This window comes from Rhizobium sp. UGM030330-04, from assembly GCF_003208455.1.
In the GTDB taxonomy this organism is placed as follows: domain Bacteria; phylum Pseudomonadota; class Alphaproteobacteria; order Rhizobiales; family Rhizobiaceae; genus Agrobacterium; species Agrobacterium rhizogenes_A.
This window is the reverse complement of the sequence record NZ_QKML01000018.1, coordinates 22,902-36,225: the sequence shown is the minus strand read 5'-3', so window position 1 is coordinate 36,225 and position 13,324 is coordinate 22,902. Positions and strand designations below refer to the sequence as shown.

The 13,324-nt window shown below is 59.5% G+C and carries 12 protein-coding genes; 6 read left to right on the top strand and 6 right to left on the bottom strand.

Going from position 1 to position 13,324, the window contains the following annotated elements; genetic code table 11:
* The first annotated feature begins 150 nt into the window (after window positions 1-150).
* The gene (gene gnd / locus N434_RS22900) at window positions 151-1,581 is read left to right on the top strand and encodes an NADP-dependent phosphogluconate dehydrogenase (protein WP_110760435.1); all 1,431 of its coding nucleotides are present in this window, start codon (window positions 151-153) and stop codon (window positions 1,579-1,581) included.
* A 69-nt stretch (window positions 1,582-1,650) separates the two neighbouring features.
* Here gnd and N434_RS22895 read toward each other — a convergent pair whose 3' ends face one another.
* The 3 genes from N434_RS22895 to N434_RS22885 form a co-directional block, all read right to left on the bottom strand.
* On the bottom strand, window positions 1,651-1,977 hold the full coding sequence (locus tag N434_RS22895; RefSeq protein ID WP_003525025.1) for an RcnB family protein: 327 nt from the start codon (window positions 1,975-1,977) through the stop codon (window positions 1,651-1,653).
* A 190-nt stretch (window positions 1,978-2,167) separates the two neighbouring features.
* A complete protein-coding gene (gene mgrA / locus N434_RS22890; protein ID WP_065115618.1) occupies window positions 2,168-3,199 on the bottom strand; it encodes an L-glyceraldehyde 3-phosphate reductase in 1,032 nt (343 codons plus the stop codon).
* A 125-nt stretch (window positions 3,200-3,324) separates the two neighbouring features.
* Complete coding sequence (locus tag N434_RS22885) at window positions 3,325-5,823, bottom strand: beta-mannosidase (protein WP_110760434.1); 2,499 nt, start codon at window positions 5,821-5,823, stop codon at window positions 3,325-3,327.
* 489 nt (window positions 5,824-6,312) lie between these two features.
* Here N434_RS22885 and N434_RS22880 point away from each other — a divergent pair, with 489 nt between their 5' ends.
* Window positions 6,313-7,365 (top strand): LacI family transcriptional regulator, encoded by a 1,053-nt coding sequence (locus tag N434_RS22880; RefSeq protein ID WP_110760433.1) that lies wholly within the window; start codon window positions 6,313-6,315, stop codon window positions 7,363-7,365.
* A 191-nt stretch (window positions 7,366-7,556) separates the two neighbouring features.
* Here the strand turns inward: N434_RS22880 and znuA are convergent, their stop codons facing one another.
* On the bottom strand, window positions 7,557-8,546 hold the full coding sequence (gene znuA, locus N434_RS22875; protein WP_110760432.1) for a zinc ABC transporter substrate-binding protein ZnuA: 990 nt from the start codon (window positions 8,544-8,546) through the stop codon (window positions 7,557-7,559).
* A gap of 104 nt (window positions 8,547-8,650) precedes the next feature.
* Between znuA and znuC the strand changes: the two genes are divergently transcribed.
* Genes znuC through zur form a run of 3 tightly spaced genes read left to right on the top strand, consistent with a single transcriptional unit; the run spans window position 8,651 to window position 10,786 of the window.
* Entirely contained in the window at window positions 8,651-9,565 is a 915-nt protein-coding gene (znuC, locus tag N434_RS22870; protein ID WP_110760431.1) for a zinc ABC transporter ATP-binding protein ZnuC, read from the top strand.
* Window positions 9,558-10,376, top strand: coding sequence for a zinc ABC transporter permease subunit ZnuB (gene znuB / locus N434_RS22865; protein ID WP_110760430.1), 819 nt, complete (start codon window positions 9,558-9,560; stop codon window positions 10,374-10,376). Before znuC ends, znuB begins: the two co-directional genes overlap by 8 nt.
* Window positions 10,373-10,786: a zinc uptake transcriptional repressor Zur gene (gene zur, locus N434_RS22860; RefSeq protein ID WP_065115613.1), complete on the top strand. Its 414-nt coding sequence runs from the start codon at window positions 10,373-10,375 to the stop codon at window positions 10,784-10,786. The genes znuB and zur overlap by 4 nt, the downstream gene beginning before the upstream one ends.
* A gap of 38 nt (window positions 10,787-10,824) precedes the next feature.
* Here the strand turns inward: zur and N434_RS22855 are convergent, their stop codons facing one another.
* Entirely contained in the window at window positions 10,825-11,358 is a 534-nt protein-coding gene (locus tag N434_RS22855; protein WP_110760429.1) for a gamma carbonic anhydrase family protein, read from the bottom strand.
* A gap of 35 nt (window positions 11,359-11,393) precedes the next feature.
* The gene (locus N434_RS22850; RefSeq protein WP_065115611.1) at window positions 11,394-12,083 is read right to left on the bottom strand and encodes a fumarylacetoacetate hydrolase family protein; all 690 of its coding nucleotides are present in this window, start codon (window positions 12,081-12,083) and stop codon (window positions 11,394-11,396) included.
* 138 nt (window positions 12,084-12,221) lie between these two features.
* On the opposite strand from N434_RS22850, the gene dusA reads away from it, so the two are divergent.
* Window positions 12,222-13,232 carry a tRNA dihydrouridine(20/20a) synthase DusA gene (dusA, locus tag N434_RS22845; protein ID WP_110760428.1) on the top strand — a complete coding sequence of 337 codons (1,011 nt, stop codon included), beginning with the start codon at window positions 12,222-12,224 and terminating at the stop codon, window positions 13,230-13,232.
* The last annotated feature ends 92 nt before the right edge of the window (window positions 13,233-13,324 follow it).

Sequence of the window (13,324 nt, the reverse complement as noted above, 5' to 3'; positions counted from 1 at the left end):
GGTCGGTTTCGAACTGGCCTTGACCTGTCGCAAATATGCAAAGCTGATTTGCGTCATCAAAATTTAATCGTTTCAGTCGCGCCTAGCCTTGCCGTTTGGTGATTACAGTGCCACAACACGACCACCTAAAAGCAAGATGGAGGCACATCCGTGGAACAGGCAGAAATCGGTTTGATCGGTCTCGGCGTCATGGGCTCGAACCTGGCGTTGAACATCGCGGAAAAGGGCAACAAGATTGCCGTATTCAACCGAACCCCGGAAGTTACACGAAAATTCTACGCCGATGCGGGCGAACTGCAGAGCCAGATCATTCCGTGCGAAACCATCGAGGAATTCGTCGCTGCAATTCGTCCTCCGCGCCCGATCATCATCATGATCAAGGCCGGCGATCCGGTTGACCAGCAGATGGAAATCCTGAAGCCCCATCTCGCCAATGGCGACATCATGATCGACGCCGGCAATGCCAATTTCCGCGATACGATCCGCCGTTTCGACAATCTGAAGGATAGCGGCCTGACCTTTATCGGCATGGGCGTTTCCGGCGGTGAAGAAGGCGCGCGTCACGGACCGTCGATCATGGTCGGCGGCACCGAAGACAGCTGGAAGCGTGTCGAGAAGGTGCTGACCTCCATTTCCGCCAAATATAATGACGATCCGTGCGTGGCATGGCTCGGCAATGACGGCGCCGGCCACTTCGTCAAGACCATCCATAACGGCATCGAATATGCCGACATGCAGATGATCGCCGAAATCTACGGCATCCTGCGTGATGGCCTTGGCATGAGCGCCGTCGAAATCGCCGATGTCTTCGCCGAATGGAACAAGGGCCGCCTGAATTCCTACCTGATCGAAATCACCGAGAAGGTTCTGCGCGCCGCCGATCCGATCACCGGCAAGCCGATGGTCGATCTGATCCTCGACAAGGCCGGCCAGAAGGGCACCGGCAAGTGGTCGGTCATCGAGGCGCAGAACATGGGCGTCGCCGCAACCGCCATCGAGGCGGCCGTGGCTGCCCGTATTCTCTCCTCGCAGAAGGATGAGCGTGAGGCTGCCGAGAAGATCTTCGGCCTGCCGACCCTTGCAGCGGCGCCGGCTGACAAAAAGGCCTTCATCGCCGATCTGGAAAGCGCGCTTCTGGCCGCCAAGGTCGGTGCTTATGCGCAGGGCTTCGCCATCATGTCGGCCGCTTCGAAGGAGTTCAACTGGAACCTGCCGATGCCGACGATTGCCCGCATCTGGCGCGCCGGCTGCATCATCCGCTCGGAATTCCTCGATGAGATCACCTCGGCCTTCACCAAGGACCCGCATGTGGCCAACCTCATCGTGACGCCTGCCTTCTCTGCCATCGTCAAGGATACCGATGCGCCGCTGCGCCGCGTGGTTTCCTACGCCGTGCTCTCCGGCCTGCCGGTTTCGGCGCTGGCTTCGGCACTCGGCTATTTCGACGCCTATCGCCGCGGTCGTGGCAGCGCCAACCTCATTCAGGCGCAGCGCGACTTCTTCGGCGCGCATGGTTTCGAACGCACCGACGGTGTGGACAAGCCGCATGGCCCATGGGGCAGCGGCGCCGACATTTTCTGATCGGCTGAAACGATAAACAACAAAAGGCCCGCGCAAGCGGGCCTTTTTCATTTCGGTTGCTGCTTCAACTCAGCGGGCGGCGGCGAGGCCGACGATGAGGCCGCTGACAGCGTTGATCAGCAGGAACTGGTTGTCGACGCGTACCCAGCGCTGGTCGCGGCGCGGTTCTGCGAGGTGGTAACGGCGGTAGTCACGGCGATCCACCATGTTGCGGCGCTCACGGGCCGAGAGGCGCTGGCCGCGATCCCAGCGGTGCTTCTTGACGATGACTTTCTTGGTGGTGACCTGACGCTCGACGGTGACGCCGCGATGGCGATCGTCGTGGCGGCTCTGGGCCTGTGCCATCGGAGCTGCAAGAACGGTGGCTGCCAGAAGAATGGTGACGAACTTTTTCATGGAAGTTTCCTCTCGGGTTTCGATGAGAAGAACTTACGAATAAACGCATGAACGGAAACTGAATTTAAAATTACATTTATGTAATGGTTATTAACGGTTAGGGGTGGGAGTTAATCTTTTGTTTTGAGGTTTTCGGCCCAACTTTTGCAGTGTGCAGACCGCCCGGCAGAACCGGGCGGTCTCTCCTCAATCAGACGCGTTCGGCGGATTTTGCCCAGAGGTTGATATCCGCTTCCTTGGCGTAACGGTCGATTTCGGCGAGCTCTTCGGCTGTGAAGTCCGATTTTTCGAGTGCCTTCACGCAGTCTTCAACCTGTTCGACACGGCTTGCGCCGATCAGCGCCGAGGTGATGCGACCGCCGCGCAGAACCCAGGCAATCGCCATCTGCGCCAGCGTCTGGCCACGCCGCTCGGCAATGCTGTTGAGGGAGCGGATGTTTTCAACATTGCGCTCGTTGAGGAAGGCCGGGTTCAGCGACTTGCTCTGCGATGCGCGGCTTCCCTGCGGCACGCCGCCGAGATATTTCGTCGTCAACATGCCCTGCGCCAGCGGCGAAAAGACGATGGAGCCGATGCCCAGTTCTTCCAGCGTATCGACGAGACCGTCTTCCTCGATCCAGCGGTTGATCATCGAATAGCTCGGCTGATGGATGATGCAGGGCGTGCCGAGGTCCTTGAGGATGGCGGCGGCCTCACGGGTGCGCTTCGAATTGTAGGAGGAAATGCCGACATAAAGCGCCTTGCCGGAGCGCACGATCTGGTCCAGCGCGCCGCAGGTTTCCTCAAGCGGCGTGTTGGGGTCGAAGCGGTGAGAGTAGAAGATATCGACGTAATCCAGCCCCATGCGCTTCAGGCTCTGGTCGCAGGAAGAGATCAGATATTTGCGGCTGCCCCATTCGCCATAGGGGCCGGGCCACATGTTGTAGCCGGCCTTCGAGGAGATGATCATCTCGTCGCGATAGCCGGCGAAATCCGACTTCAGGATTTCACCGAAGGCGGTTTCAGCGCTGCCGGGCGGCGGGCCGTAATTGTTGGCGAGATCGAAATGGGTGATGCCGAGATCGAAGGCACGGCGGCAAATGGCCTGTTTCGTCTGGTGCGGCGTATCGTTGCCGAAATTGTGCCAGAGCCCCAGCGAGATTGCCGGCAGTTTCAGGCCGGTCTTGCCGCAATGATTGTATTTCATGGACGCGTATCGGTTTTCGGCCGGTTGCCAAACCATGGGTCTTCCTCCACTTGCTGATGACTGGCTGCCGGAGAACCCGGCAACCCTTTGAACCGATGAAAACAGGTGCGGGCGCACCTGTCATTCCCCAGAGGGATGGTTATGCCTTTCTCCGCTTGGTTTCAATGCCGGGGTTGGCCCGAGATTGGGCCCGGATTGGGCGGGGATTGGCAGGTATGAAGATCGAAGATGCGGAAATGCGGCTGGGGGCCGTCCGCCTTCGGGGTGAAGATGATGCGGCGCGTTTCGCCAGAGGAAAGATCGAACAGATTGTCCGAATATCGCCCTGGCTGGTCCGCCTCCAGCATGACGAAGAGGGCGAGACCGGCGGCGGTGACATCGATTTCAAACTGGCCGTTTTTCAGCGGGCCGACAGACAGCTCCAACCCGGCGGGCTGAAGCTCCAGCGCCTTGTAGGTGTCGCGCACGTGATGGCCTTCGCCGGTCATGCCGTTGGAGGCAATGAAGCTCCACGCAAGGATGGCGCCATCCGGCAGGCCGTCCATGTCGATTTCTGTCAGCGTCGCGGCCTTATCCGTCGCGCATGTGCCGTTGGCGGATTTCAGCGGCACGCGGTTGCCGTCCATGGTCAGCGCAACGATGTTCATGTCGATCTCGACATCTTCCGCCGTGTCGTTGACCATGGAAAAGCTCACCTGTCGCCCATCCCTGGAGGGAATGGCCGAGACCGTGACCGGCTGGAAAAAGCGGCGGGCGGCATAATGAAGCGCCTTCCAGCCGCCGCCATAATCGAGGCTCGACCATGAGGCGACCGGCCATGTGTCGTTCAGCTGCCAATAAAGCGTGCCCATGCAATGGGGTTTCAGCGAGCGCCAGTAGTCGACAGCCGTGCGGATGGCCAGCGCCTGCTGGACTTGGCTCAGATAGACGAAGTTCTCGAAATCCCTGGGGAAGCGGAAATAACGGAACATGGTGCCGGCGATCCGTTCATTGCCGCCGACATTCTTCTGGTGCAGCTCGATGACCGGGGAGGCGATGTTCATGTCCTTGTCTTCCGCATAGGTGCGGATGACGGGCATGGATGTATAGGACTGGAAACCGAATTCGGAGCAGAAACGCGGTTTCACCGATCGGTAATTGTCGAACGACTTATTCTCGTGCCAGACGGACCAGTAATGCATGTCGCCGGAGCCGTCCGCATGCCAGGCATCGCCGTAATCGAGATAACCCGACGCGGGACTCGATGGCCACCAGAGCGCTTCGGGGGCGGCTTTTTTCAGGGCCCGTTCGATGGTGCGGTTCAGACGATCATAGGCGACGAGATAGCGGTCGCGATTGTTGCGGGATTCATCGAACCAGGTCAGCGCGCCCACCAGCTCGTTATCGCCGCACCAGAGCGCGATGGAGGCATGCGAGGACAGGCGTTTCACCTGGTAATCGACCTCGTGTTCGACATTGTCGAGAAAGTCCTCGCTGCAGGGATAAAGATTGCAGGCGAACATGAAATCCTGCCAGACCAGAAGGCCGAGACGATCGCAGAGATCGTAGAACCAGTCTTCTTCATAAAATCCGCCGCCCCAGACGCGGATCATGTTCATGTTGGCCTCGACCGCGGAGCAGAGGAGGTCTTCGGTCTTTTCCCGGCTGGTCAGCGAATGGAGCGCGTCGGCCGGAATCCAGTTGGCGCCGCAGCAGAAGATTTCCCGGCCGTTGATGCGGAAAGCGAAACGGCTGCCCGCTTCATCCTTGTCCGTCAGTAGTTCGATGGTCCTGAAGCCGATCTGGCGGGTGACGGTCTCGTCGGGCAATTCCACCGTCAGCCTGTAGAGTGTCTGCTCACCACTGCCGGCCGGCCACCAGAGTTGCGGATTTTCCACGAAGAAGACGTGGCGTACCACCGTCTCGCCCGCGCCGACGCCGCAATCGAGCCGCAGTCTTTCATCGTTGAGGGAGAGGTAGACCGGCAGGCTTGCCGGGCCTTCGGCAAACAGCGTCACGGTCACATGCAACTCGACGCCGCCTTCGACATGATGCTGCGAGGTAACGACATGCTCGATGCGGGCCGTATCGAGGCGTTTCAGCAGGATTTTGCCGTAAAGCCCAAGCGGCGCAATGGCGATGTTCCAGTCCCAGCCGAAATGGCATTGCGGCTTGCGCAACATGTTGCCATTGGCGATCGGCGAATTGCCGGGGTGATAGGGAATATAAAAGGGCTGCCGCGCCTGACGCTCCGCACCGGCCACGATGTTGGAATGGAAATGGATGCGGATGGTGTTTTCACCCGGCCGCACGGCGCGCGAAATATCGGGGCGGTAGCGGCGGAAGCAATTGTCGGCGCTCAGGACCGGGACATCGTTGACGAAGACGATGGCGACGGTGTCGAGATAATCGACATCGAGATACCAGCTGGCATCGACCTCATCGAGGATGAATGTGCGCTCAATGATCCAGTCCCGCTGCGCCACCCATTGCACCGCGTTTTCATTGGCGCCGTGATAGGGGTCGGGAATGATGTCCGCATTTTTGAGCGCGGTGTGAATGTCGCCGGGGACGGAAAGCTCGGTGGCATGGTCTCCCTCCAGCGAACTCAGGCGCCAGAGCCCGGCCAGATCGATGGTGGTTTCGGGCGTGGAAGAAGAGATCATGGTGGGACCCTGCATAATATGAATTCAACAAAGACGGCCCGGCATTGTGAAGCAGGCTTGTGTCAGAATCTGGGGGAACCGCATGCTGGCACAACGGCTTTTGCCGGTTCGCTCCACGTCACGATCTTCTCCCTTCGGCAACGTTACCGTAAAACAAACGTGCCGTCATGCCTTTGATCGCCGACTGGCGAGGTTAAATGCGTCTGTCATCAATGTCACGCCGTGAAGAAGAGGTATTGTGTTATCGTTTCTATATTTTTTATATATTAATCAATTAATTATGACTATTTTTTAATTTAAATAATTAATTTTGGTATGTTTACTAGGTATGAGTTTCCTGGCTGCAGGAGCAGTCTCATGGGCGGAAATATTTTCTGCACCTGCATCGTTATAGCTGAATTGGGGCATGATCGGATGAGACCGAACTGCGCGAGGGGACGTTTGCCTTTGCAACAGCGCAAAAGCTATCTATGATTATCGTTCGGTAAAGCGTGGCGAAATGACATGAACGATACTGGTAAATCCGGCGGGGGCGAAGCACCCGCGACGACGGGCGAGCGCCCGACCTTGAAGACCATCGCCTATATGACGGGTCTTGGCATCACCACAGTTTCGCGTGCATTGAAGGATGCGCCCGATATCGGCGCCGAGACCAAGGAGCGCGTGCGGCTGATCGCCCGGCAGATTGGCTACCAGCCGAACCGGGCCGGCGTGCGGCTTCGCACCGGCAAGACCAATGTCATCGCGCTGGTGCTGAGTGTCGACGAAGAGCTGATGGGTTTCACCAGCCAGATGGTGTTCGGCATCACCGAGGTTCTCTCCACCACGCAATATCACCTCGTTGTCACGCCCCATATCCACGCCAAGGATTCCATGGTGCCGATCCGCTACATTCTCGAGACCGGTTCGGCGGATGGGGTCATTATTTCGAAGATCGAGCCGAACGATCCGCGCGTCCGTTTCATGACGGAGCGCAACATGCCCTTCGTCACCCATGGGCGGTCCGATATGGGCATCGAACATGCCTTTCACGATTTCGACAATGAGGCCTACGCCTACGAGGCAGTCGAGCGTCTGGCGCAATGCGGGCGCAAACGGATTGCCGTGATCATGCCGCCATCGCGATTTTCCTACCACGATCACGCGCGCAAGGGGTTCAATCGCGGGATCAGGGATTTTGGCCTTGCCGAATTTCCCATCGATGTCGTCACCATCGAGACGCCGCTCGAAAAAATCCGCGATTTCGGAGAGAGGCTGATGCAATCGGATGATCGCCCCGATGGCATCGTCTCGATCAGTGGCAGCAGCACCATCGCGCTGCTGGCGGGCTTTGAATCGGCGGGTGTGAAGATCGGTGAGGATATCGATATCGTCTCGAAACAGTCGGCCGAGTTCCTGAACTGGATCAAGCCGCAAATCCATATCGTCAATGAGGATATCAAGCTGGCGGGCAGGGAGCTGGCGAAAGCCCTTCTGGCACGTATCAACGGCGCTGCGCCGGAAACCCTGCAGAGCGTCAGCGAGCCGGTCTGGTCTTCCATGGCGCCGAAGCCGTAAAGAGCTGCGTCGGAATCGATGCTTTGCACCCGACTGTGTTGCCGGTTGCCACTAACTCGCCGTCATGCCGGCCTCGAGCCGGCATCCAGCCAGCCCAAGTCCTTGGGCTGAAAAGAGTCTCCCCGTCGCGCGGACGCGCGTCGGCTGGATTCCGGCTCAAGGCCGGAATGACGCAAAAGAAGCGTTATCGCTCACGGCTGGGTCAGGCAGTCCTTCAGCGAGCCGGCAATGCCGCGCATCAGCTTGAAATAGAGGTCGGGACCGGGCTCCAGCGTGGCCGCTTCTGGATCGAGCGTCGCCGATTTCGCCGCCGTGCCTTCGGTGATGACCGAGATCAGTTTCGGCTCGAATTGCGGTTCGGCGAAAACGCAGGTTGCGCCTAGCTGGCGAACCTTCTCCTGCATCTGCTTGACGCGGTCCGCACCGGGCAGGGTCTCGGGGCTGACGGTGATCGACCCCGCCGTCTTCACGCCATAACGGTGCTCGAAATATTGATATGCGTCGTGAAAGACGATGAAAGGCTTGTCCTTGATCGGCTTGACCGTTTCAGCCAGTTCCATGTCGAGTGCGTCGAGATCGTCGATCAGCTTTTTGGTGTTGGCCTGATAGGTCGCGGCATTGCCGGCATCGGCTGCAATCAGTGCGGTTTCGATCGTCTGTGCCATGGCCTTGGCATTGGCCGGGTCGAGCCAGAGGTGGGTGTCATAGGCGCCGTGCCCATGATCATGGTCGCCGTGGTCATGGCCATGGCCATGGTCATGGGCCGCCTCGCCATCCGCATGGTCTTCATGACCCTCTTCGCCATGGTCATGCGCCTCGAAGGGGCCGCCTTCACGGAAAGGCAGCTTTTCCAGCCCCTTGGCGTCTTCCAGTTCCACCACCGTCGCCTTGCTGGCCAGTGCCTCCAGCGGCTTTTCCAGGAAAGCTTCCAGCCCGGGCCCAACCCAGAACACCACATCCGCCTTTTCCAGCTTGCGCGCATTGGAGGGCCGCAGATTATAGGTATGCGGCGAGGCGGCACCCTCAACGATGAGCTGCGGTTCACCAACACCGCGCATGATGGCCGCCACGAGCGAGTGGATGGGCTTGATCGAGACCACGACATCGGGCGCGGCTGTGGCGCCCGAAGCGGCGGCCGCTATTGCCACCGACGCCATGAGCGGGATCAGGATCGATTTCATGCAATGCACTCCACTTGAAGAAGTATAGTTATGTTATTACATTTATTGCGTAACTCTATAACGTATGCAATAGCGGTAGGCAACATCGCCGAACGGACAATCCCATGCTTCATTCCGCCCGTCAGGGTAACGATATACTGGTTTCCCTTGCCAATGCCGGCGTGCAGCGCAATGGCCGCTGGTTGGTGCGTGGCGTGGAGTTTTCCGTCAGCAAGGGCGAGATTGTCACGCTGATCGGCCCGAACGGTTCCGGCAAATCCACAAGCGCGAAAATGGCGATCGGCGTCGTGAAACCAACCGAGGGTGAAGTCTCGCGCATTGCCGGCTTGCGCGTCGGTTATGTGCCGCAGAAGCTTTCGGTGGACTGGACCATGCCGCTTTCGGTACGGCGGCTGATGACGCTGACCGGGCCGCTGCCCGCCCGCGAAATCGATGCGGCGTTGAATGCGACAGGCATCGCACATCTGGCGAACGCCGAAGTTCAACACCTTTCCGGCGGCGAGTTCCAGCGTGCGCTTCTGGCTCGCGCCATCGCCCGCAAGCCCGATCTGCTGGTGCTCGACGAGCCCGTGCAGGGTGTGGATTTCTCCGGCGAGATCGCGCTTTACGATCTGATAAAAAATATCAGAAATTCAAATAATTGCGGCATTCTGTTAATCTCGCATGACCTGCATGTGGTGATGGCGGAAACCGATACCGTGATCTGCCTGAACGGCCATGTCTGCTGCCGTGGCACGCCGCAGGCGGTAAGCCAGAGCCCGGAATATATGCGGCTGTTCGGCGGTTCTGCCGCAAGGGCGCTTGCTGTCTACAGCCACCACCACGACCACACCCATCTGCCCGATGGCCGGGTGCAGCACGCGGATGGTTCGGTGACGGATCATTGTCATCCTGAAGACGGCCACCATCACGCCCATGATCATGGCCATCATCATGGCGACGAATGCGGTTGCGGCCATGAACATGAACATGGGGAGCAAGCGCCCTCGAAACACGCGCAGGGAGAACGGCATGTTTGACGATTTCTTCGTTCGCGCCATGGTCGCCGGCGTCGGCGTTGCTCTGACCGCCGGGCCTCTCGGCTGTTTCGTGGTCTGGCGGCGCATGGCCTATTTCGGGGATACGATGGCCCATTCGGCGCTGCTTGGCGTCGCGCTCTCGCTGCTGTTGCAGCTCAACCTCATCGTCAGCGTCTTTCTGGTGGCGTCCGCTGTTTCGATCCTGCTGATTTTTCTGCAGCGGCGGCAGGCACTATCGTCCGACGCATTGCTTGGCATCCTGTCCCATTCGGCTCTCGCCATTGGCCTTGTCATCGTCGCCTTCATGAGCTGGGTGCGTATCGACCTCGTCTCGTTCCTGTTCGGCGATATTCTCGCCGTCACCCGCAGCGATATCGCGCTGATCTGGGGCGGCGGGCTGGTGGTCGTCGTCTCCATGGTCTTCCTGTGGCGGTCGCTGCTCGCCTCCACCGTCAATACTGAACTGGCTGAAGCCGAGGGGCTGAACCCGGAGCGGGCGAAGCTCATTTTCACGCTGCTGATGGCGCTGGTGATCGCCATTGCGATGAAGGTGGTCGGCATCATGCTCATCACTTCGCTGCTGATCATACCGGCTGCCACCGCCAGACGTTTTTCCGCCACGCCGGAGGTGATGGCGGTGGTCGCGTCGCTGATCGGCGCCATTGCCGTTATCGGCGGCCTGTTCGGCTCGCTGACCTATGATACGCCGTCCGGCCCCTCCATCGTGGTTGCCGCGGTGATCCTGTTCGTTATAAGCCTGTTGCCGGCGCCGGGTTTTTCCCGCTCCGCGGATGAAGGAGGCAAATCATGAATGCGCAGACCCAGCAGAACCTCACCAAGAACCAGTCGCTGGTCATGAATGCCCTGTCAAACGCGCATCAGCCGCTCAGCGCCTATATGATCCTCGACAAGCTGCGGGATGACGGGTTCCGCGCGCCGCTGCAGGTGTACCGGGCGCTGGAAAAGCTGGTGGAATTTGGTCTCGTGCACCGGCTGGAAAGCCTCAACGCTTTCGTTGCCTGCACGCATACGCAGGCCGAATGCTGCTCGCACCACCATGGCACCGTGGCTTTCGCCATCTGCGAATCCTGCGGGCAGGTGACCGAGTTCCATGATCACGAAATCGACCACCGTCTTGAGCGCTGGGTGAAGGACAGCAAGTTCAAGGCGGAAAAGACCACCATCGAGATTCGCGGTCTCTGCGCCAACTGCGCGTCATAGGCTTGGTTTACAGGGTGGGCATGGTTGCCCACCGTTACTCATCCTTCGATAATCGCCAGATCTTTCGAAAAACGCTTCCAGTTCTCAATGTATTTTTCCGCGGAACGACGCAGGCCAGCGACGGCTTCGTCATCCAGCGTTCGGATGGCCCGCGCCGGCGAGCCGACGATTAGCGAATTATCCGGAAATTCCTTGCCTTCCGTCACCAGCGCATTGGCGCCAACGAGGCTGTTGCGGCCGATCTTCGCGCCATTCAGGATTGTCGCGCCCATGCCGATCAGCGAATTGTCGCCGATGCTGCAGCCATGCACGATGGCGTGGTGGCCGATTGTGCACATTTCGCCAATCGTCGCGGCAAAGCCGGGATCGCTGTGCACCATCGCGCCTTCCTGAATATTGGTGCCGCGCCCGACGCTGATCGGCTCGTTATCGCCGCGCAATGTCGCGCCGAACCAGATGCCGACGTCTTCGCCGAGCGTCACCGAACCGATGACATTGGCATCGGGGGCGACCCAGTAACGATCCGGGGCAGGGGTTTGCGGCACCCGTTCGGCGAGGCGGTAAAGCGGCATTTGGTTTCTCCCTCTGGATTATGCGCCGGCAGCGATCAGGCGACCGTGACCGACAGCGTGCCGACACCATCGACGCCGCAGTCGATGCGGTCACCACGCAGGATCGGGCCAACCCCGGCCGGCGTGCCGGTCATGATCACGTCGCCGGCGGCAAGCGTGAAGAGCTTGGAAAGCTCGGCGATCACTTCCGGCACCTTCCAGATCATCTGTGCGAGATCGCCCGTCTGCTTGCGCTCGCCATTGACATCAAGCCAGATCGCGCCGGTGGCGGGATGGCCGATCTTGTCCGCGGGAACGATGGCGGAAACCGGTGCGGAATATTCAAACGCCTTGGCGCCTTCCCAGGAACGGCCCATCTTCTTCAGCCCGTCCTGCAGGTCGCGGCGGGTCATGTCGATACCGACGGCATAACCCCAGACATGGTTCAGGGCCTCGTCCGCCGGAATATCCGCGCCGCCGCTTTTCAGCACCACGACGCATTCAACCTCGTAATGCACGTTCGAGGACAGGGACGGATAGGGGAAATCATTGCCGGCGGGCAGAAGATTGTCCGGGTTCTTCTGGAAATAAAAGGGCGGCTCGCGCGAGGGATCATGGCCCATCTCAATGGCGTGATCGGCATAATTGCGACCGACGCAATAGACCCGCCGCACGGGGAACATCTCATCCGTGCCCTCAACGGGCAGAAGAACGGGTTTCGGGGCGGGGATGACGGTAGCGGCCATGGGAATTTCCTGTCGTCTCTCTAAGGTGCAATTCTTGTCCCGCGATTCCGGGCTGATTTCCAGTTGAAAATGCTGTCGAGTGCAAAACTGGCTTTTTCCGGTCCTTTGCTGTAGAAGCCGGCGCAAAGAGGTTAATCCATGTACAGACAAGCGCTTGCCAGCGGCGAAAAAATCTTCGCCGTGGCCCCCATGATCGACTGGACCGACACAAGGTGCAGATTTCTGCACCGGCAATTGTCGAAGCGCGCCCTGCTGTTTACCGAAATGATCGTTGCCGATGCCATCATCCATGGCCAGCGCGACAGGCTGCTCGGTTATCATCCGCAGGAACATCCTGTCGCGCTGCAGCTTGGCGGATCGGACCCGGCCAAGCTTGCCGAGGCGGTGCGGATTGCCGGCGATTACGGTTATGACGAAATCAACCTCAATGTCGGCTGCCCTTCGGATCGGGTGCAATCCGGCACCTTCGGCGCCTGCCTGATGCGCGAGCCCGAAGTCGTGGCGCAGTGCGTTTCGGCGATGAAGGCGGTTGCGACTGTGCCGGTGACTGTCAAATGCCGTATCGGGGTGGACGATCAGGAGCCGGAAACCGTGTTGCCGGATTTTCTGACGCATGTTGTCGCGGCCGGCGCGGATGCCGTGTGGATCCATGCGCGCAAGGCCTGGCTGCAGGGGCTCTCGCCGAAGGAAAACCGTGAGGTGCCGCCGCTCGATTATGATCTCGTCTATCGTATGAAGCGGGAAAATCCCGATGTCTTCGTCGGCATCAATGGCGGTATCGCCGATCTCGATCAGGCTTGTGACCATCTGCAACATATGGATGGCGTCATGCTCGGCCGCGCCGCCTATCACAACACCTCCATCCTCGCCGATGTCGATCACCGCATCTACGGTGACGAGGCCCGGCAAGCCGACTGGATGGGGTTGCGCGACGCGATGATGGCCTATGCCGCCGATTATATTGCTGCGGGTGGGCGTCTCAACCACGTCACCCGCCATATGGTCGGTCTGTTTCAGGGCATGCCGGGCGCGCGCCGTTTCCGGCAAATCCTCTCCAGCGACGCCACCCGTCCGGGGGCAGGGACGGAGGTGATCGAGGCGGCTTTCGCAGCGATCGATTTCAACCCGACGAAGGAACTGGCGGGCTGAAGGCTGGAAACGGCATTCTTGCGATTTTATGCCGTCGGCGACCAGGGCGTTGCGGAGAGTTCCGCAGCCTCAATCGTGAGATATCCTGGAGC